This window comes from Streptococcus massiliensis DSM 18628 (assembly GCF_000380065.1).
GTDB lineage: Bacteria > Bacillota > Bacilli > Lactobacillales > Streptococcaceae > Streptococcus > Streptococcus massiliensis.
On the sequence record NZ_KB904409.1, the window covers coordinates 1 to 19,289 of the forward strand.

A 19,289-nucleotide genomic window follows, 5' to 3' on the forward strand; every position below is an offset into this window, starting at 1 on the left:
TCGCTTTTCATTATAGGTCTTATGGGACTTTTTTTCTACAACAAAATAGGCTCCATAATTCCTACAGTGGTTTTACCCACTACAGAAATTATAGAGCCCAATAATGCGGCTGCCGCTCCTTTCAGCCTTGATTTAATAGCACTTTCATTTAAAGATGCATTTATTTCATCTATTTCAATTTGAGAACGAACAGGTTGATCACCTTCATTCACGTAAATACAACTTTCATCATGCTCGTCAAATTTATGCGTACTTAAATATACAGTTCCATCTCCTCTTCGATTATAAACTAATCTAGCATTACAGCTATCTGTTGGACAAAAGAGATGTTCTTTTATTTTTAGAAAATCTGACTTATTTGCAATCTCACTTAAACGTATAGAGTATATCCGTTTCCCTCTCTGAACAACTCTTGCACTAGCAAATTTCATATTATATCCTTTCTAATAATTTTATATTTTACAAAACAATTATACTATGAAAGCGCTTTTATGTAAATGAAAAAACAATAAATTGAACTTCTACGAGGATACCAACGGGGCAGGCAATCTCCACGAACACAATGTACCGAGCTTTCTCGCTACAAGAAGTATAAAACATTAAGAAAAACGCAGACATCTGCGTTTTTGCTTTATTCAAAACTATTTTTCTTTAGTTGGACAATCCTTTGCTTGTAAATCCAAGCAAAACGTCCTAAAAGAAGGCCAGAAAGGTACGATAGCCAGCGAATGGACATATTTCTAATTCCCAATTATGATGAGAAAAACAAGGACTTGATACTTGGCTGGCTCCTTCCGCTATTTCCAAGGATTGTAAAAGCGGCTGCCATTGATGAAAAAGAGAGTAAGAGCAATTAGTAAAACAGCAAAGCCTAAAAGAGTCACTAGCTGGTCTGCTCGACCAAATTTTTGAGCAGTGTACCAAGTCCGTTTTTTGTGTTTACCAAAACGTCGCAACTCCATAGCTGTTGCAATGGTCTCAATCCGATCCAAAGAACTGAAAATCAGAGGAGTTATAATTTGTAAATTTCCCTTGATTCGCTGACTTAATTTAGCTTTTTTAGATAATTCCAGACCGCGTGCTTCTTGTGACATTTTAATCATGTAAAATTCTTCTTGCAAGTCAGGAATGTAACGCAAGGTCAAACTGACTGAATAAGCAACCTTATAAGAAAGACCAATCTGATTGAGGCTAGCCGCAAACTGGCTTGGGTGCGTTGTTAGTAAGAAAATCAAAGCCAAAGGAATGGTACAAATATACTTAAGCAGAACATTTCCTAAATAAAAAAGTTCTTGACTAGTAATGCTGTATGCCCCCCAACCCTCAAGTAAAATCTGCTTGGACTGGTAAAGCCCTACTCCATAGTTAGGTGCAAAAAGATAAATCATCACAACATTGAGAAGAGCAAAAAAACTTGCTAGTAAGATCACAATGGATACCTGCTTAAATTTGATCCCAGAAAGGGTAAAAAGGGCTAGTGAACCTAAAGCAATAGCTAAAAGCAGGCGTGTGTCATAGCTCGTCATAGCTGCAATGGACACCAATAGGAAGAATAGCAATTTACTTGTTCCCGACAAACGGTGCAAAAAGCTATCACCCGCTTGGTAACCAATCATTTTTCGACTATCAAACATGAGCTTCCTCCTTGCTCTTACGATAAAAGCGAGTTAAGGCTAAAGGATCTACTCGCAAACGTTCTGCCAGATGGAAAATAGAAGTTTCTTTCAAATTAGCCTTGGCAAGCAGAGCTGGATTGGTCAAGACTTCTAGTGGTGACTGATCTGCAATAATCTGACCATCAACCAAGACCAGAGCCCGATCTGAATAATCCAACATCAGTTGCATATCATGGGTAATCATGATAATGGTATGCCCCTTAGCATGCAAGTCATCTAAGAAATTCATAATCTCTGTATAATTGCGTTGGTCTTGCCCTGCCGTTGGTTCATCCAAAAGGAGAATCTCTGGTCGCAAGACTAAAATAGAAGCAATAGTCACCCGCTTTTTCTGCCCGAAAGACAGGGCTGAAATTGGCCATTTCCGATAAGCATGAAGACCACAAGTTTTCAAAACTTCTTCTACCCGCGCCTCAATCTCGCTTTCAGAAACTCCCCGCAAGCGCAGACCTTTTGCAACCTCGTCAAAAATCATCGTTTCACTAATCATCTGATTGGGATTTTGCAAGACGTAACCAATTCGTTCTGCTCGCTCTTTAATCGAATCTCCTGCGATATCCTCTCCCTGCCAAGTCAAGCTACCAGTCGTTGGAACAAACTGACACAGGGCTTTGGCAAGGGTCGATTTGCCTGCTCCGTTTTTGCCGACAATGGCAATGCGTTGCTTTTTGGGAATTGTCACATCAATACCTTTGAGAACCTCTTGGCTGCCGTAAGAAACCCTCAAATCTTTCACAACCAACAAGGGCTCGTCTGCCGCCAAAGCGCTCGCCTGCTGATTACGTTCTTCAAAAGCAATCCCTGTCAAGTCAATTTGATCCAAGTCTGCTAGATGATCTTGCTTTGTAACATTCATACCCAGCTGACGCAAAGTCGCCAGATAAAGTGGCTCACGAATACCATTTTCTGCTAATAAACTGGTTTTCAAAAGTGCGTCTGGCGTACCATTAAACAGAATTTGACCTTCATTGATGAGGATAATCCGATCAACAGGCCGATACAAAACATCTTCCAAACGGTGTTCAATAATAATTGTCGTTGTGCCCGCTTCTTTGTGCAGCTGATCAATCAAAGCGATAATGTCCTGCCCTGATTTGGGATCAAGATTTGCTAACGGCTCATCAAAAAGCAAAATTGGGCTCTCATCAATCAAAACACCCGCTAGACTGACCCGCTGCTTTTGTCCGCCCGACAAATCCTGCGGCCGATGCTGCAATAAATATCCTAAATCCAATTTTTCAGCCCAGAGCGCCACTTTTTCACGCATAGTTGTTAGTTCTTCAACGTCATTTTCCAGTGCAAAGGCAACATCTTCAGCTACAGTCAAGCCAATAAACTGACCGTCTGTATCCTGAAGAACAGTACTGACCAGATTGGACTTGTCATAAATAGAAAGTTCAAAAGCTTCCTGACCTGCAATCGTCAAACTCCCTGACTGTTTACCAGGGTAAATTGAGGGAATAATTCCATTTAGACACTGGCCAAGCGTTGACTTTCCTGAACCGGAAGGTCCGATGATGAGCACCTTTTCTCCCTCATAGATCGTCAAATCCAAATTTTTCAAGGTTGGTTCTGTCTGTGCTTGATACTGAAAACTAAAATTTTTGCATTCAATCATTGCTTGTTTCATTTTTATCACTCTATAAACGCTGCGCTACCGCTAGGGCAATTGCTGCAACCTTATCCTTTTCATCCAAATCTGCATCATTACCAAGACTGCGTGGATCCCATTTTTCCTCTGATAAGTGGTCTGCTGCATAAAAGAACTGGCACAGGCTTACTTCACGGAAAGCCGCCCAAGCAACCATGGCTGCACATTCCATATCCACACAAACAGCTCCTGCTTCCTTCCTACGATTGAGCTTGTCAATCGTTTCACGATAAATACCGTCTGTTGTCCAGACCTTACCCTGACTATGAGAAATTTTTTCCTCATTGAGAAAATCCAATAAAACTTGTTGAGCAGCTTGATTCAGCAGCAACTCATTTCCTGCCGGAGCATAATGAAAACTTGTTCCTTCGTCTCGCAAGGCGGCAGTCGGCACAATAACTGAAGTCGCAGCAATCGCTTCATTCAATACACCGCATGTCCCAAAAAGCACCAGCTTCTGCATTCCCATAGCCGCCAAATCTTCAGCAATAGCTACACAAGCAGAAGCTCCAACTGGTGAGTTGTAAAGCGCAATGGACTGCCCATCCAGAAGCACCTCATAAACAGGAATTTCAATATTTGCCATACTGGTTCGTGCAATCTCACGATGAGAAAAACCTGCAAGGATTCTAGCAAAAGTTTCACGCGCAAAGCAGGAAACTGCTACCATAGGAAAATCTTTAAGCGACTCAATCAAATCTTCTGGATTAATAATAGCTTTTATCGTTTCTTCAAATTCAGTTAATAGCATACCCGTCCTCACTCCAGTTTGTCTCTCTATTGTACCATAAAAGACGAAGTTCCTCCCCTCACTGTCTACATTTTCTAACTAACACTCGTTATAGTCTACACTTATAACTCTTGTTTTGGAGCATTTTAGTTGATAAAAGCAAAATAAAAAGCCAACTGAAGTTGACTTTTTTCATAAAACACTAATCTTTTTTCAAACTGCCTGCCTTGGTGCGACTACCTGCATAAACAACAAGAAGTAGCGTTCCTGCAATCCCAACAACCAAGGAATTAGCAACTGTTGACCAGATACCTTGGGCAAAGACTTTAGCAGGTGCTTCTGAGTAAATAAGAATATCTCCAAGCGGCGCAATGATTCCCCAACCAATAGCATTGGCTACAACTTGTAAAACATTAAAACGCAGGATGTCTTTGCGAGCAAAAATTCCTTCTTCAATTTTGAATTGTTTACGAGCCAGACCGATAACTAAACCAAAAACTCCTGATACTAAAACCCATGACCACCACGGACTACCAAATTGAATTGCGTCTTTCAAAGCATGCCCGATAAAGCCAATCAGAAAACCAACAACAGGTCCGAAAAGTAGGCTAAAAAGAGCTTGTAAAGCATACTGCAACTGCACGCTCGTATTTGGAATTGGTAGGGGAATATTTACCAAAATCCCGATGATGACAAAGAGGGCCGCTCCAATCCCTGTTGCTACTACATTTTTTATTGAAGTATTTTTCATGATATCTCCTTTTAATTTTTAAACACGTTTGATTTCAATCCGCCATTGCTGGCCGACACCAACATTATAGGCCTTAGCAAAGGATCCTTGGTTAATGGCAAGACCGACTCGATAAACCGAATTGATGTAAAGAATTGGCTGACCAATCCGTACATCGGCAAAAGATTTTCCATAAGTGATCTGGTTTTGATAAACCAGCATGTCTCCATTATAAATGGTTACTTCAAAACGTTGACCAAACTCTGGAGATAGAGTGTTAAATTCCTCGCGCGTGATAGATGTCCAGAGTGACCCAAAACGCACATCAAGAATGTCAATTGCCCCTTGAACAAAGCCTGCTCCAACTACCGTCTCTACGACAGGAAGCTCCACAATATCTGCCACACTTAGCTCAGGTCCTACCTCTTCAAAGCTAATATGTCCACTGGCTAGTTTGGCCCCTGTATAAGCATAGACATCTCTCCCGTGGAAGGTATAGGAATGTTCTGTATTCTTACGGCGGTTGACCACCTCAGAAATTTCCCTTACCGCAACTATTCCGACATGTTTTTTGATGTAGGATAAGGTTCCGTTATCAGGAGTAACGATGTATTGGTTGTTCTTAGTCTTTGCGACAACGCTTTTTCGTTTAGAACCAACACCGGGATCTACGACGGAAACAAAAACAGTATCACTCGGCCAATAGTTAATGGTCTGAAAAAGACGGTAACTCGCTTCAAAGATATTGTAGGGTGTAATATCATGAGTTAAATGATGGATGTCTAGCTCCGGTGCCTCAAGCTTAGCAACACCAACCATGGCAGATACTGCGCCATCCACCAGACCAAAGTCCGATTGCAAGACAAGTAAGTTATTCATTCATTCTCCTTTCTTCTAGGTACACGATAATAGTTTCTTCTATAGCCAACTCAACTTTTATATGAGAACCACTACTTTTGTTTCAAATATTTTTCATTCACCCAACTACCAAGGAAGGCTCCCAGCGCCGCACCCGCAATGACTGTGAAAATAAACCAAGAAATAGTAAAGCCATCTGCTGGCAGCAAGACACGATTGATATAATCAGAGGATTTCCCACGAGCAACTAAAGCTGCTACGTACTGAGAGCGAGCAAGCCACATCAGAAAAATTGGTCCCGTTGTTACAAAGCCAAACAGCAAGAAAGATAAGTTATTGCTGGTCTTATTAATGTAATTCCCCCGTTTAGCCATAAGATCCGCTAACAGACCAAAGAGAAGTCCTGGCACAAAGGCTAGTGCGATATGCCCAGTCAAGAGGAAAAATCCACCCATCATGACACCAACTAAGGTGATCATCCCAAATTGCCGGATACGTGACAAGAAATAAAAGTAAATCAAACCACCAAAAACTCCGGTCAACGCTGGCGCATAAAACATAACTCCCGACTTATCAATAAAACGGTTCACCAAAACGCCCAATCCCATACATAAAAAGTAGAGCACTGCAAATAAAAATGTCTGCTTGATTTTATTAAACATAAATTGCTTTATCATTCTCCCATTTTCATATTCTAATTCCCAATCATTATACCATTTGTAAGAACTCATGTAAACGAATCCTTTTTACTTATGACTTAACTTTCGGGTTAAAAAGTCTCCTGTAAATTGAATTAGGAAAATAATAATGATGATAATTAGAGTGGCTAAAATGGTTACGTCATGATTATAGCGATTAAAGCCATAAGAAATGGCGACATTCCCGATTCCTCCGGCTCCAACAGCACCTGCCATGGCCGTTTCGCCCACAAGGGAAATCAAGGTCACAGTTGTTACACGAATCAAATCAGGTAAACCTTCACTGAGATAAACTCCGACGATATCGCCAAAAGTTGCACCACTCGCTTGTGCCGCTTCAATCACACCGCTATCCAATTCTGCCAGAACCACCTGCACTTGACGTGCAAAAAAAGCAAAAACGGCAAAAGACAGTGGCACTAAAGCAGCATTAGGTCCAATACCCGTTCCCACTATCATATGTGAAAATGGTGATAGTACAGCTAGTAAGATGATAAAGGGAATTGCACGGAAAATAGAGGTCACCTTGTCCAAAATCCAGAAAACCACTTTATTTTCTAAAACGCCCCCTGGAGCAGTCAAAACAAGAAAGAGACCTGCTACTAAGCCTAAGAACCCTCCAATGACAAAGGAAATGACTGTCATGTATAGGGTCAAATAGATAGCCGTTCCCCAACCTGCTTGACCTGCCCAACCCATTCGATAAACATTAGGCAAATACGTTTTAATCAACTCTAACATGTTAGGCACCTCCTTTAAGAACTTTAAGCGTAACTCCAGCTTCATTCAATCCCGCCTGAGCAGCTAAAAGCTGCTCACTATTTCCTGACAAAATAACGACGAGCTCGCCTACAGGTGTGTGTTCTAGGATTTCAATATTACCAAAGAGAATATTAGCCGATACGCCATAGTTCTTGTACAAATCATTGATAATTGCCGTATCGGTCGCTGAACCTGCATATTTTAGATGAGCCAAGATACTATTTTCTGGCAAATTCTTGACAATATCCTGCTGGTAAATCTTCACTAGGGCTTCATCGATTCCTGTTGCTGTTGTGATAAAGTCCTGTGTCAGCTCCTCACGAGGATTTGAAAAGATGTCCAAAACCGATCCTTCTTCAATCAAACTTCCGTCTTGCATAACCGCCACACGATTGGCAATATCTTTGACAATCTGCATTTCATGAGTGATAAGAACGATAGTCAAGCCCAACTTTTGGTTTAATTCTTGCAAGAGCGCCAAGATCTGCTTGGTTGTTTTCGGATCAAGCGCTGAAGTTGCCTCATCTGAAATGAGAATTTTAGGATCGTTGGCTAACGCACGCGCAATCGCCACACGCTGTTTTTGTCCACCTGAAAGTTGAGAAGGATAGTTATCTGCTCGGTCAGAAAGTCCAACCAAATCTAACAGTTCTGTCACCTTCTGTTCTTTCTCTTCTGAAGTTAGATTCGCATGCTTAAGAGCAAAATACACATTTTCTTTAGCTGTTTTTTGACTCATTAGGTTAAAGTGTTGAAAAATCATGCCAATATCACGGCGTTTTTGACGTAATTGCTCAGCTGACAACTGAACGCGCCCTTGGTCAAAGATCACGTCTCCATCTACCGTAATCGTTCCAGCTGTCGGCACTTGTAGCAAATTCACCACACGAACAAGGGTGGACTTCCCAGCTCCAGAATAACCAACAATTCCGTAAATGTCTCCTGCATTGATATGAATGCTTGTGTCTTTGACCGCTTGAATCTGACGTTTTTTCTGCTGAAAAGTCACATCAATGTGCTCCAGCTTGATTATTTCCTTACTCATAACTTGTTATTAACTCCTTGATTAGTTCAACATGGGTGTAGTAGTCCGCAATGCGGACATTCTCATCACCACCATGATCTCGGCTATTTGCGTTGCCCATACCAAAGGCAGCGATCGGCACTTTCAAAGCTTCAAAAACCGTATGCATAGGTCCTGTCCCTGCTGTCGTTGGCAGGACCGCTACACCTGCTGGATAAAAGTTCTTGGCTAACTCAATCACATTTAAAATAGAAGGGGCGCTCATATCACTTCGATAACTCATTTCGCCTAAGGTATAGATGAGTTCCACTTTTTCAAAGCCGTTTTTATCTAATTGCTGACGCAACTTAGCTAAAACATCCTGTGGCTCTAAACCTGGAACTAAGCGCATTTCCATTTTGGCTCTTGCTTCTGCCGGCAAAATCGTTTTTACACCTTGACCTTGGTAGCCCGTGCTCATACCTTCGATATTCAAAGCAGGTTCAAAATAAAATCGACGAAGAAAATCTGCACGTTCAGCTGACAACAGTGGTAAGTCCAAGCCATAAATCGCCTGGGATTCTTCCGGTCCACTCTTAACATATTTTTCAACTAAGGCCAACTCACGCTCATTGGGCTCTTCAATCTGTTCATAGAGACCATCAATCAGGATTTTCCCATTGTCATCTCGCAGGCTAGAGATAGCATTTATCAGGTACCATGAAGCACTGTCAATAACACCACCGAAACTCGAATGAATATCCACCTCTGCGCTCTTCGCTTTCATATCAAAGGTGATGATTCCTTTGTTTCCACCAGAAATTTCCAGACGCCCCAAAGCATCTGTCCTTCCCTGCTCCCAGACTAGCAGATCTGCTCCACGTAAATGTTTCTTATGCTTGGCTAAGTATTTATCCAGATCTGTCGAAGCAGACTCCTCGGCCCCCTCCATGATAAAAGTGATATTGACAGGTAGATCACCTTTTTCTTTTATGTATTTACGGACGGCTGTCAGACGAGCTGTGATATGCCCTTTATCATCGTCAACCCCGCGACCATACATGACTCCGTAGTGAACTGATAAAGTAAATGGGTCTTCTGTCCACGGCTGATCGCTATCAGCTGGCACCGTATCATAGTGGTTATAGAAAATGACCGTTTTAGCTGTAGGATTAGAACTTTTAAACTCTGCAATCACAAAAGGTGCTGTGTAACTCTCATCAATATGCACCGTCGCGCCAGCCGCTGTAAAAATCTCACCTAGATAATGAGCAACCTCAGTCAAGCCTACTTGTTGAGCGAAAACAGATTTTTTAGAAATCAAGGTACGCAGCACTTCAAAATAATGCTGGGCAACCTCATCGCTTTCAAACTTTTTGATTTGCTCTTGCTCTGTTGAAAAAGCCATAACTTCTCTCTTTCTACTTGCCTGCTATTTTATAGCAAAAGTGGAGCTGAAACGCAGACGCCCAGCTCCGATTATATTTCAAAATTTTTATACCTTACAAAACTAAGTTCGAGCTAAATTCTAGAATTTAGACAACTGACCACGGACTTCAACTTCGGAAATTAGAAGGGAGCCCGCACAGTGCTCTCGTTTTCCAACATTCCAAAAACAAAACAGTAATTCTTGATTTTGGAATTAGTGTAGACTTTAGAAAGCGCACACTAGTGGCTTTCGTTTCCCATCAGCACAAAGTGCTAGACAGGAATAAGTCTGTGAGCTGGCTCTGTATCTTATAGAATTGAACACGGACTAAAAACTTCGGAAAAAAGATAATTGTTCCTATTTTTTCCGTAGCCGTTGCGAGTTTTTACTCGCTTACGGATATGGATGCTGGGCGAACAAAGTTCGTGCAGTGCTCTCGTTTTCTTAACGTCCTTTGTATCTTATATTACCACACAGGTTGATCCAAGCCGTCTGATGATTCTTCAATGACTTTCTTAACTTCGTCTGTGTGATAGGCTTTGACGAGTTTTTTGATCGCATCTGCTTTAGGTGATTTTTCCCAGTCTTTTTTGGCAACCAAAACATTATACCACTGATGTGAATTTTCATCTTTTGGTTCGACAAAAAGCGCCTTTTTAAAGTCCAACTTGGCTTCGGTTACAAAAGTATTGTTGACAATCGCTGCATCTGCTGAAGTCAACGAACGTGCTGTTTGGCTAGCATCCAATTCTGTGATTTTCAAGTTTTTCGGATTTTCCTTGATATTTGCAACTGTTGCAAGTGCAGTTCCTGAAACGTCCAATTTAATCAAGCCAGCCGCTTGAAGAACATAGAGGGCACGGCTTTCATTGGTCGCATCGTTTGGCACGGCAATTTCAGCTCCATCAGGAATTTCTGATACCTTAGTGTAGCGATTTTTGCCGTCTTTTGTTCCTGAATAAAGGCGAATTGGTGAAATAACTGTGTCCGCAAAAGCGACTAAATCTTGTTTGTTTTCCTTGTTCCAGTTTTCAAGGAAATTGTAGTGTTGGAAAGCATTGACATCTACTTCACCATCAGCTGTTGCTTTGTTTGGCTGTGAGTAATCGGTAAATTCAGTGAATTCTAATTTGACACCCTCTTTATCTAACAATTCTTGAATTTTATCCCAGAGTTGCTGATCTTTATCACTACGCCCCATTGTTGCAATCTTAATCGTATTTTTGTCTGAATCAGTCTTACTTGTACCACAAGCTGCAAGCCCAAGAGCTGCTACTGCTACAACTGCTATTCCTAGCCACTTTTTAAGTTTCATATTTTTTCTCCTCATATGTAAATTAATACTGTATTAGTATCTCATAGTTCTCTTATTCTGACAAATTGTTATTAACTGGCGAGAGCTATAGGTTAAAACTATACCCCCGCAGACCAACTATAAGAGGCTGTTGCCTCTTATTTTCTATTTGATGTCAGCTTCTGCTGGTAGATAGTTGCCACCAAAGAATTTTTGAGACAATTTTTCAAGCGTGCCATCCTTGTAAAGTTCTTTAATTCGTTTGTCAACAAATGTCTTCAGCTCGTCTTGCCCTTTTGCCAAAAGCGGGTAAACATATGGCTGTTGGTCACTCGGTAATTCAATCACTTTCAAGTTAGTCAATTTTTGATTTTTAATCACCGTTTCAACACCGATTTTATCGAAAATTTTGTAATCGAATTTCCCGTCATTCAAATGACTCATGATTTGTTGGAAGTCAGCTTTGGTGTAGTTCAATTTGGTTGGATTGTCACTGTGTTCTTGATTCCATTTTTCAAGTTGCACCGCAGAGTTGGTTCCTTGAACAACCTCAGTTGATTTACCACCCAAGTCATCTAATGACTTGATGGACTTGTCATTCTTTTGCACTACTAAGACATTAGGATTTTTAGCAGTTGGGTTTGCGTAAAGATATTTGTCTGCCCGTTCTTTCGTATAGCTGATATTGTTAACAGCCAACTGATAGCGATCGCTATCCAAACCTGCAAAAATGCTGGACCATTCTGTTTTTTCAAACTTCACTTCATACTTGTCAGAATCTTTGAAAATGGCCTTGACTACTTCAATCTCGTAACCAGTCAATTCTCCTTTTTCGTCTTCATAGTTGAATGGTTTTGGTGAAGCATTGGTTGCCACAGTAATGGTTTGTTTCTCTGCTGAAGAACTGGAACTTGTCGATGTCTTGCTGTTTGATGAACATGCTGCCAAGAAACCTGCTGCTAACACACCTATTGCTACTAAAGTCGAATACTTTGTAATTTTTTTAAAATTCATCTTTTCCTCCTAAAAAGTTTATAATCAATCCTACCAAATTTTATTTACTTGCGCCAGTATATTGTCTTTATCGCGACGATAGGTTTTCTTTATGGCTCAACAAACTCTTTTTCGGCTGGCAAGTAAGAACCGCCAAAGAATTTCTGGCTGAGTTTTTCCAAAGTCCCGTCCTTGTACAATTCCTTCAAGCTCGCATTAAAATCCTTTTGAAAAGCACTATTTCCCTTGGAAAAGATAATATAATTGAGCGGGTTGCCTTCTAACTCTACTATTGTCAAATCCAAGCCCTTGTCCCGCACAATGGTATCCACCGAAATTTTATCAAAAATAAGGTAGTCAAACTCACCATTATCCAAATCCAGAAGACGCTTGCCCACATCTTCGCCCGAGTAATCAATCTTAGAGGGATTGTCTGCGTGCTTTTCATTCCAGTCGGTCACTAATTTAGCAGTGGAGGTGCCTGTATCATCCTGCGTGGTCTTGCCAGCGATGTCATCCAAGGTCTGAATGGAGGAGCCTTTCTTGGTTACCAGAACCAAGGGATTTTTAGCAATCGGTGCCGAATAAAGATATTTATTGGCTCTTTCTTCGGTGAAGCTGAGATTATTGGCAGCAGCTTGATAACGCCCGCCGTCTATTCCCGGAAAAATGCTTTCCCAACTGGTGCGCTTGTATTCTATCTTGTACTGCGGTAGCTTCTTATCCACAGCCTTTAAAACCTCAATATCATAGCCAGTTAAGTTACCATTTTCTTCAAAATCAAAAGGTTTAATATCTCCAGCCGTCGCAACAACAATGGTCTGAACCTCCTGCTTAGTAGCGTCCTCCTTACTTTGCTGAGCTTGACAGGCAATCAATAAAGGGCTGAGCAAAACAGTCAGAAAAAATAATTTTTTCATAGATAGACAATCCTCCTTTTTTCCTATCATAGCAAAAGAAGAGGAGTCTGCCTATTATAACTTTTTTATCAATGCGATAGCTTTTCTTTATAGTGCTTGAGCAAAAAGAGGGCATTTTCGACATAATAAGGCACAGAGACCCTGAAAGCCTCATCGTCAATCGTCATACAATCGTGGTGTAAATCAGGCGCATCGGGCGCACCGTTTGAGCCGATAAAAGCAAAAACACCAGGGATTTTTTCTTGATAAAAAGCGAAGTCTTCGCCAGCCATAGAAGGGCTGGCAGGAACCAACTCAAGCCCCTCAATATCTCTGGAATTCTCACGGAGGAGCTCTGCCAACTCAGGCGGATTGTAGGTCACTGGCGGAGTATTGTCCCAAGTAAGGCTGACCTTGGCGCCTGTATTTTCTGCTGTATTTTTGACAATACGGATAAAATCTTCTTTCAGCCGCGCCTGCAAATGGGGATTGAAAGAGCGAATAGTCCCCTCAAAAAAGCCCGACTGGGGCAGAACATTCCAAGTAGAACCCGCCTCAATATGCGTCACCGAAAGCACCGCAGGCTCAAAAGGCGATACTGTCCGTGCAACCAAGCGTTGCAAATTTTGCACCATGCTGGTAAGGGTCACAACCGTGTCCACCCCCAAATCAGGGCGCGCCGCATGGCTACTAACGCCATCAACCGTGACTTTGAACTTCTCAACCCCCGCCATGACGCCGCGAGAGCCAATAGCCACTTGCCCCGCGCTTAACTGAGGCATATTGTGAAAGCCGATTATCGCCGCCACATCGTCCAACAGCCCTGTCGCAAGAACGGCTGACGCCCCTTGCGATGTTTCTTCGGCTGGTTGAAAAATGAGCCGAACGGTGCCTGCCAACTCGTCTTCTCTTCTTTTCAGCAATTCTGCTGCACCCAAGAGGCTGGTCTGATGAAAATCGTGCCCACAAGCGTGCATAAGGCCCTCATTTTGACTAGCGTAGGGCAAGCCTGTCTTTTCCAAAATCGGCAAGGCATCAATATCCGCCCGCAGGGCAATAACTGGCTGACCCGATCCGATTTCAGCAATCAATCCTGTCTGAAGCGAGCTATCCAAGACTTTAATCTCCAGCTTTTCCAGTTCTTCACGTAAAAACCGAGTCGTCTCAAACTCCTGCCCAGAAAGCTCCGGATGCTGGTGCAAATAATGACGAATGCCTTTTAATTTCCCATAAAATGTTTCCATATCAAGCTCCTCCACTATCATTTGAAAGCTAGTATAGCATAATTTTGGCAAATAAGAAAAGCCCCACAAGAGGCTTTGGTTTAAAATCCTTCAACGTTAGTATAAACTTTTTGCACGTCTTCGTCGTCTTCGAGGACATCGTAGAGTTTTTCAAAAGTCGACAAATCCTCATCTGACAAGACCACTTCTGACTGAGGAATCATTTCGAGCTCGGTCACTTGGAATTCTTCAATGCCAGAATCGCGCAGAGCAACAATAGCCTTGTGCAAATCAGTCGGCGCAGTGTAAACCGTAATCGTGCCGTCTTCGGCTTCTACATCGTCCACATCAACGTCTGCTTCCAGCAGAAGCTCAAAAATGCTGTCGGCATCGTCGCCCGCAAAAACGACAACCCCTTTGTGGTCAAACATGTAAGAAACAGAGCCAGAAGCCCCCATATTGCCGCCGTTTTTACCGAAAGCTGCGCGGATATTCGCCGCCGTCCGGTTGACATTAGAAGTCAAAGTGTCCACAATCAGCATAGAGCCGTTGGGACCAAAGCCCTCGTAACGCCCCTCGGTAAAGGTTTCGTCCGTGTTTCCCTTGGCCTTGTCCAAAGCCTTGTCAATGACATGTTTTGGCACTTGCGCTTGCTTGGCGCGGTCAATGACAAATTTCAGAGCGGAATTTGACTCAGGGTCTGGTTCACCCTTTTTAGCAGCTACATAGATTTCAACACCAAACTTGGCATACACCTTTGAGTTTGCGCCGTCCTTGGCAGTCTTTTTCGCTACAATATTAGCCCATTTACGTCCCATGGAAATCTCCTTTGTTTCATAGAAAATCTTTTTTCAATCTTTACCATTATACCATAAGTCCCAGCGAATTTCACTAGGGGAGGAAAGATTTTCAGACAAATCCAGCATAAAAATCCAGCCACCCTAAAGCAGCTGGATGCGAAATATAGTTGTCCTCTTTTTAAATATCCTTCGGCTCTGTGATGGAATTTTCATCGACTTTATTCCAAGAAGAATAAGTAACATCTGTTGTGATTTCTAATTTTCCTTTATCTCCATCATAACTTAATTTAAGTTGGAATTCTTTGAAATAAAAATTCTTTTTATCAAATTTCACAGTTAATTCCTTTTGCATATCAGCTTGAGTAATGCCTGTTAACTCAAGGTCAAATTCTTTACCAAACAAACCAATAAGGTCTGTATTTTGGTTTTTCAAGCTAACAACATAGTCATCCCTTTCTTCTTTCAACCTCAGGTCATCGTCAGACATACTTGACAAAGCCTTTAGTAGTTTGAAATAATCCGGTTGTATATAGTAACTTGAATTTTGGCTCTGAACTTGTTTAGTCCACTTTCCATCTTTAGAGCTACGACTGTAAACAGGTAAATTTTCTCCACCAGGCATAATAATTTCCTGATAAGTCTTTTGATCGCCTTGAGTCATATTAAGAACAAGATGTCCTTTAGTCAAGTCAGCATTTTCTTTATTATAAATAAGCTCCCCTTTTATTTCTTGGTTTTTAGCTAGTGAATTTGAGCTCCCAGTGATACCTAGAGCTACATCCACATTCATTGATGTAACATCTGTATTAGCTTTTTTTACTTTGGTTAATAAATCCTTTACTGTTATCGTATTCTTAGTCTGACTTGAAGTCCCTGATTGATTATCAGTAGTCTTCGTAGTAGCCTGTTGACAAGCTACTAAAAAAATTAACATTGGTAATAGTAAAGTAAGTAGCCATAAACGTTTTGATTTCATTTGTAAACCTCCTACAGTTTATGATAAATTTCTCATACAATTATTATAACGCATTTTTAAAAAAACTGCATACATAAATATTAGGACCTTTTATTCTAGTATTGGCAGTCTGCCGTAATTTTGCTCTGGTAAGTCTGGATTGCCCAGCCGGTAAATCCTATCAGCTTGCTGGGTCAGCTCATCCCAAGGGGCTTTGCCAATGCGGCTGACCAAATCAACCTGCGTCTTAATCTTGGACAAATGTTCCTGCCCCTGAGGGCTAAAACCTAAAATATGAATGGATTGAGGCAAACTAGCTTCTCTCGCTTGCACCAAAATATAGGTCAAGATACGCCGAACACGCGCCTTGGTATAGCGCTTGGTGGCTACCGCCTCCAACAATTCGTCCATATTTTCAGCTTTTTTAATTGCTTCTTTCAAGCGCACAGCCAATTCCTGATTGACCTGATAGGTCGCTGTCAAATCGGGCTGGCTGATGATTTGATAGCGCAGCAGAGGAAAATAATCCTGCCAAGTCACGCTGGGGCTTGATGTAATAAGCTGGGCTGCTGGACTAAATTTTTCCAAAAAATCAGACTGGTCAATATGCTGGCGCAAAGCCGTAGCCGAGGCAAAATCGGTGTCTAGCTCCAAGGAATGAAAACCCGCACCCTGCCGCTCAATAGGCTTTAGCTTGATATTTTTGCCCGCGACAACCTTGGCGTAAGCCAGAGCCAAGATGTGGTTGGGCGTATTTCCTGAAAAATCTAAACCTGCGAACTCCTGCCACATGAGCTGGGTCTTTTGCGGATAGCTGAGCGACGGGGAAAGTTGCACCAGAAAATCTTTCATTTGGGTTTGTTTCTCCTCATAAATCTGAGCAACTCTCTCATAATCCAGCCTTTCTTCTGTACCAAAAGCCAGCTGCTCAATGCCCAAACGAGCTAAAATATCAAGGGCACCCTGAGCGAAGAAGTCCGCCGCCTGCACACTGACGAGAAAAGGCAATTCCACCACCAAGTCCGCACCATTTTCCAGCGCCATTTGCGTTCGCGTCCACTTGTCAACGATAGCCGGCTCGCCCCGCTGGACAAAATTTCCAGACATGGCAACAATTTTCAAGCCCTCAACTTGCTCTAATAGATAGGCATGCCCATTGTGGAAAGGATTAAATTCTGCGATAATTCCTGTGATTGCCATGCTATTTCTCCGCGACAAAAAACCAGCGCTTGCTCTTCTCCTCTGGCGCCTTATCCTCAAAATCAGCGTAAATCTGAACATTCTTAAAGCCAGCCTGCTCCAACAGAATTTCGTAGGTCAAAAGTTCGTAGGTCCGCTCCTCATGCACTTCGTCATAGCGCTGAAAGCGCCCGTCCGCCTCCTTGACAAAGAAGGTCAGCTCATGCACCACCGAATGAGGCGGCTCATCGGCGTAAGTATCCCAGACAAAAGCAAAATCCTCCGCATTATCATGGTAGCTATAGCCCGGGAAAACCTGATCCGTCTGATAGGTCGAATGCACATCGAAAAGAAAGCGCCCGCCAGTCTTAAGCTGGGCGTAAACCTGCTCAAAGGCCTGCCCGAGCTCAACTTCGTCCTCCATATAGCAGAGCGAGTCCGAGTAGCAAGTCACCATATCATAGTGGCCAACCTGCGACAAATCCAGCATATTGCCCTCTATAAAATCAAGCTGCGCCACTCCTTGAGCTCGTTTCTTCGCCAGCGCAATCATGTCCGCACTCAAATCCAGCCCCGTCACTTCAAAGCCTTTTTGAGCCAGCATGACCGACAGAATGCCCGTCCCGCAAGCCAATTCCAGCACTTTTTTCTTGCCTTTTGGAAAATGCCGCAGACTAAAATCCAGCCATAAATCGTACAAAGTCTCATCCATAATCGCGTCGTAAACCGACGCAAAGGTTTCGTAAGTTGTCATTTTTTATCCTTTTAAAAACAAACTCAGCCAGCCTTGCTAACCGAGTTCCTCAAAAATATTTGCTTTTACTTTTCCAGCAAAGCTGCCACATCAACGCCTGTCGCTTCGTGCCAGAGCTTTTCTAGATTGTAGTGGTCGCGCATTTCTTCAGAGAAGATATGAACGACGACCCCGCCAAGGTCAAGCAGCACCCAGCCGCCCTTGCTGTCGCCTTCAACATGGCTGGCATTCTGCCCAGCAGCCACGACCTTCTCACGGATATTTTCTGCTATCGCCTCCAACTGGCGGCTGTTCATGGAGCTTGCGATGACAAAATAATCCGTCACACTAGTCAGCCCTTGCAAATCAAGAGCCACAATATCTTCGGCACGCTTTTCATCTGCCGCCTTAATCACGATTTCTAATAATTCTTCTTCTTTCATGTTTTACCTTTCTAAATATTCTACATAAGCATTATAGGTTTCTAGGGTTTGGGGGTAGATCGGCTTGCCCTTATGTGCCAAGTGTTCGACCGTGTGCGCCGTCTCATAGGCGACCGCTTGGTTGAGCGATTTTTGGGCAATAGCTCGCGCTTCTTCCACGCCGGGGAAGGCACGATTGTGCTCGATATAATCCGCCACATAGACAACTTTTTCTAGGTCAGACATCTCACTAGATCCGACCGTGTGAATGGCAATGGCTCCTAAAATTTCCTTGTCTCCAAGTCCCAAATCTTCCTGAATTTTGTAAATACCGACCAAACTATGCCAGACATTATTGCCCCAAGCCTTCAAATCAGGATCTAACTGGTACTTGTCAATCAAAGCCAGAAAATCTTCATCGCTGACTTCCTTGGCATAATCATGGAGAAGCCCCGCCAGTCCAGCCTTTTCACTATCCACACCGTAACGCTGAGCCAAGTCCTTAGCCGCAGCCTCTACGCCTAAAACATGACGGTAGCGCTTTTCCGACATGACCTCCTGCACCTTTTTTAGCAACTCCTCGCGCGACATGCCCACATATTGCTCATAGGTCATTGATAAAGTCCTTCTTTCTGAATGTAATCTAGCACCGCTTTGGGCAAGAGAAAATTCGGCTGGCGCTTCTGGGCAAGAAAATCCCGCACCATGCTGGAGGAGATGTCCATGAGCGGCACATCAACCCAAATGACTGGATAGGAAGTCCCCGCCTTGTAGCGCGGACGCTGAACGCCGACAAATTGTACGAGCTTGAGCAAATCCTCAATCCGATACCATTTAGGCAGATAGTCCACCATATCCGCACCAATAATAAAATAGTAATCCGTATCCGGATGCTGCTCGGTCAAGATTTTCATACTTTCGTAAGTATAGCTGATGCCCTTACGCTCTAACTCAAGCGTTTCAATGCCCAAGCCGTCAACGCCCTCAATGGCTAAGCGCAGCATTTCCAAACGGTGCCGCTCATCAATCGTAGCCTTTTTATCAATGTGTGGCGGCTCATACTCAGGCATAAGCAAAACTTGATCGAGCGAGAGCTGCTGGCGCACTTGGTCTGCTACGACCAGATGTGCATTGTGGACGGGATTAAAATTCCCGCCTAGAATGCCCACTTGCTTGCGCTTTTTGTCCTTGATTTCTGGCTCTAATTCCACCTTGGTAAAAGGAGTTAGTAGTTCGATTGCCATAGATTTCCCT

General features: G+C 42.7%; 21 protein-coding genes. All 21 read right to left on the minus strand.

Annotation, left to right across the window (positions count from 1 at the left end; all coding sequences use genetic code 11):
• Positions 1–35: 35 nt before the first annotated feature.
• Positions 36–431 (minus strand): hypothetical protein, encoded by a 396-nt coding sequence (locus A3I3_RS11020; RefSeq protein ID WP_018372122.1) that lies wholly within the window; start codon positions 429–431, stop codon positions 36–38.
• A 366-nt stretch (positions 432–797) separates the two neighbouring features.
• Positions 798–1,634, minus strand: coding sequence for an energy-coupling factor transporter transmembrane component T family protein (locus A3I3_RS0107615; protein WP_018372123.1), 837 nt, complete (start codon positions 1,632–1,634; stop codon positions 798–800).
• Positions 1,627–3,306: an ABC transporter ATP-binding protein gene (locus A3I3_RS0107620; RefSeq protein ID WP_018372124.1), complete on the minus strand. Its 1,680-nt coding sequence runs from the start codon at positions 3,304–3,306 to the stop codon at positions 1,627–1,629. Before A3I3_RS0107620 ends, A3I3_RS0107615 begins: the two co-directional genes overlap by 8 nt.
• A 10-nt stretch (positions 3,307–3,316) precedes the next feature.
• A complete protein-coding gene (locus tag A3I3_RS0107625) occupies positions 3,317–4,078 on the minus strand; it encodes a nucleoside phosphorylase (protein WP_018372125.1) in 762 nt (253 codons plus the stop codon).
• Between the two features lie 181 nt (positions 4,079–4,259).
• Positions 4,260–4,808, minus strand: a complete 549-nt coding sequence (locus tag A3I3_RS0107630) for an ECF-type riboflavin transporter substrate-binding protein (protein ID WP_018372126.1) — start codon at positions 4,806–4,808, stop codon at positions 4,260–4,262.
• Between the two features lie 18 nt (positions 4,809–4,826).
• On the minus strand, positions 4,827–5,666 hold the full coding sequence (locus tag A3I3_RS0107635) for an SAM hydrolase/SAM-dependent halogenase family protein (protein WP_018372127.1): 840 nt from the start codon (positions 5,664–5,666) through the stop codon (positions 4,827–4,829).
• Between the two features lie 71 nt (positions 5,667–5,737).
• The gene (locus tag A3I3_RS0107640; protein ID WP_018372128.1) at positions 5,738–6,376 is read right to left on the minus strand and encodes an MptD family putative ECF transporter S component; all 639 of its coding nucleotides are present in this window, start codon (positions 6,374–6,376) and stop codon (positions 5,738–5,740) included.
• A gap of 15 nt (positions 6,377–6,391) precedes the next feature.
• Positions 6,392–7,084, minus strand: a complete 693-nt coding sequence (locus A3I3_RS0107645; RefSeq protein WP_018372129.1) for a methionine ABC transporter permease — start codon at positions 7,082–7,084, stop codon at positions 6,392–6,394.
• Between the two features lies 1 nt (position 7,085).
• The gene (locus tag A3I3_RS0107650; RefSeq protein WP_018372130.1) at positions 7,086–8,150 is read right to left on the minus strand and encodes a methionine ABC transporter ATP-binding protein; all 1,065 of its coding nucleotides are present in this window, start codon (positions 8,148–8,150) and stop codon (positions 7,086–7,088) included.
• Positions 8,143–9,516 (minus strand): M20/M25/M40 family metallo-hydrolase, encoded by a 1,374-nt coding sequence (locus A3I3_RS0107655; protein ID WP_018372131.1) that lies wholly within the window; start codon positions 9,514–9,516, stop codon positions 8,143–8,145. Before A3I3_RS0107655 ends, A3I3_RS0107650 begins: the two co-directional genes overlap by 8 nt.
• A gap of 487 nt (positions 9,517–10,003) precedes the next feature.
• Positions 10,004–10,852 (minus strand): MetQ/NlpA family ABC transporter substrate-binding protein, encoded by an 849-nt coding sequence (locus A3I3_RS0107660; protein WP_018372132.1) that lies wholly within the window; start codon positions 10,850–10,852, stop codon positions 10,004–10,006.
• Positions 10,853–10,996: 144 nt separating this feature from the next.
• A complete protein-coding gene (locus tag A3I3_RS0107665) occupies positions 10,997–11,845 on the minus strand; it encodes an amino acid ABC transporter substrate-binding protein (protein ID WP_018372133.1) in 849 nt (282 codons plus the stop codon).
• Positions 11,846–11,934: 89 nt separating this feature from the next.
• On the minus strand, positions 11,935–12,744 hold the full coding sequence (locus tag A3I3_RS0107670) for an amino acid ABC transporter substrate-binding protein (protein ID WP_018372134.1): 810 nt from the start codon (positions 12,742–12,744) through the stop codon (positions 11,935–11,937).
• Positions 12,745–12,812: 68 nt separating this feature from the next.
• Entirely contained in the window at positions 12,813–13,967 is a 1,155-nt protein-coding gene (locus tag A3I3_RS0107675; protein WP_018372135.1) for an amidohydrolase, read from the minus strand.
• A gap of 80 nt (positions 13,968–14,047) precedes the next feature.
• Positions 14,048–14,764 (minus strand): YebC/PmpR family DNA-binding transcriptional regulator, encoded by a 717-nt coding sequence (locus A3I3_RS0107680; protein ID WP_018372136.1) that lies wholly within the window; start codon positions 14,762–14,764, stop codon positions 14,048–14,050.
• 160 nt (positions 14,765–14,924) lie between these two features.
• Entirely contained in the window at positions 14,925–15,722 is a 798-nt protein-coding gene (locus tag A3I3_RS0107685; RefSeq protein WP_018372137.1) for a DUF6612 family protein, read from the minus strand.
• A 90-nt stretch (positions 15,723–15,812) separates the two neighbouring features.
• Positions 15,813–16,901 (minus strand): nucleotidyltransferase, encoded by a 1,089-nt coding sequence (locus A3I3_RS0107690; protein WP_018372138.1) that lies wholly within the window; start codon positions 16,899–16,901, stop codon positions 15,813–15,815.
• A 1-nt stretch (position 16,902) separates the two neighbouring features.
• Complete coding sequence (locus A3I3_RS0107695) at positions 16,903–17,634, minus strand: class I SAM-dependent DNA methyltransferase (RefSeq protein WP_018372139.1); 732 nt, start codon at positions 17,632–17,634, stop codon at positions 16,903–16,905.
• A 65-nt stretch (positions 17,635–17,699) separates the two neighbouring features.
• Entirely contained in the window at positions 17,700–18,056 is a 357-nt protein-coding gene (gene rsfS / locus A3I3_RS0107700; protein ID WP_018372140.1) for a ribosome silencing factor, read from the minus strand.
• 3 nt (positions 18,057–18,059) lie between these two features.
• Positions 18,060–18,650, minus strand: coding sequence for a bis(5'-nucleosyl)-tetraphosphatase (symmetrical) YqeK (yqeK, locus tag A3I3_RS0107705; protein ID WP_018372141.1), 591 nt, complete (start codon positions 18,648–18,650; stop codon positions 18,060–18,062).
• Complete coding sequence (locus A3I3_RS0107710) at positions 18,647–19,279, minus strand: nicotinate-nucleotide adenylyltransferase (RefSeq protein WP_018372142.1); 633 nt, start codon at positions 19,277–19,279, stop codon at positions 18,647–18,649. The genes yqeK and A3I3_RS0107710 overlap by 4 nt, the downstream gene beginning before the upstream one ends.
• Positions 19,280–19,289: the final 10 nt, after the last annotated feature.

Coding starts and splice junctions, on each gene's coding strand:
- A3I3_RS11020 (WP_018372122.1), bottom strand. CDS start 431: ATGAAATTTGCTAGTGCAAGAGTTGTTCAGAGAGGGAAACGGATATAC.
- A3I3_RS0107615 (WP_018372123.1), bottom strand. CDS start 1,634: ATGTTTGATAGTCGAAAAATGATTGGTTACCAAGCGGGTGATAGCTTT.
- A3I3_RS0107620 (WP_018372124.1), bottom strand. CDS start 3,306: ATGAAACAAGCAATGATTGAATGCAAAAATTTTAGTTTTCAGTATCAA.
- A3I3_RS0107625 (WP_018372125.1), bottom strand. CDS start 4,078: ATGCTATTAACTGAATTTGAAGAAACGATAAAAGCTATTATTAATCCA.
- A3I3_RS0107630 (WP_018372126.1), bottom strand. CDS start 4,808: ATGAAAAATACTTCAATAAAAAATGTAGTAGCAACAGGGATTGGAGCG.
- A3I3_RS0107635 (WP_018372127.1), bottom strand. CDS start 5,666: ATGAATAACTTACTTGTCTTGCAATCGGACTTTGGTCTGGTGGATGGC.
- A3I3_RS0107640 (WP_018372128.1), bottom strand. CDS start 6,376: ATGAGTTCTTACAAATGGTATAATGATTGGGAATTAGAATATGAAAAT.
- A3I3_RS0107645 (WP_018372129.1), bottom strand. CDS start 7,084: ATGTTAGAGTTGATTAAAACGTATTTGCCTAATGTTTATCGAATGGGT.
- A3I3_RS0107650 (WP_018372130.1), bottom strand. CDS start 8,150: ATGAGTAAGGAAATAATCAAGCTGGAGCACATTGATGTGACTTTTCAG.
- A3I3_RS0107655 (WP_018372131.1), bottom strand. CDS start 9,516: ATGGCTTTTTCAACAGAGCAAGAGCAAATCAAAAAGTTTGAAAGCGAT.
- A3I3_RS0107660 (WP_018372132.1), bottom strand. CDS start 10,852: ATGAAACTTAAAAAGTGGCTAGGAATAGCAGTTGTAGCAGTAGCAGCT.
- A3I3_RS0107665 (WP_018372133.1), bottom strand. CDS start 11,845: ATGAATTTTAAAAAAATTACAAAGTATTCGACTTTAGTAGCAATAGGT.
- A3I3_RS0107670 (WP_018372134.1), bottom strand. CDS start 12,744: ATGAAAAAATTATTTTTTCTGACTGTTTTGCTCAGCCCTTTATTGATT.
- A3I3_RS0107675 (WP_018372135.1), bottom strand. CDS start 13,967: ATGGAAACATTTTATGGGAAATTAAAAGGCATTCGTCATTATTTGCAC.
- A3I3_RS0107680 (WP_018372136.1), bottom strand. CDS start 14,764: ATGGGACGTAAATGGGCTAATATTGTAGCGAAAAAGACTGCCAAGGAC.
- A3I3_RS0107685 (WP_018372137.1), bottom strand. CDS start 15,722: ATGAAATCAAAACGTTTATGGCTACTTACTTTACTATTACCAATGTTA.
- A3I3_RS0107690 (WP_018372138.1), bottom strand. CDS start 16,901: ATGGCAATCACAGGAATTATCGCAGAATTTAATCCTTTCCACAATGGG.
- A3I3_RS0107695 (WP_018372139.1), bottom strand. CDS start 17,634: ATGACAACTTACGAAACCTTTGCGTCGGTTTACGACGCGATTATGGAT.
- rsfS (WP_018372140.1), bottom strand. CDS start 18,056: ATGAAAGAAGAAGAATTATTAGAAATCGTGATTAAGGCGGCAGATGAA.
- yqeK (WP_018372141.1), bottom strand. CDS start 18,650: ATGACCTATGAGCAATATGTGGGCATGTCGCGCGAGGAGTTGCTAAAA.
- A3I3_RS0107710 (WP_018372142.1), bottom strand. CDS start 19,279: ATGGCAATCGAACTACTAACTCCTTTTACCAAGGTGGAATTAGAGCCA.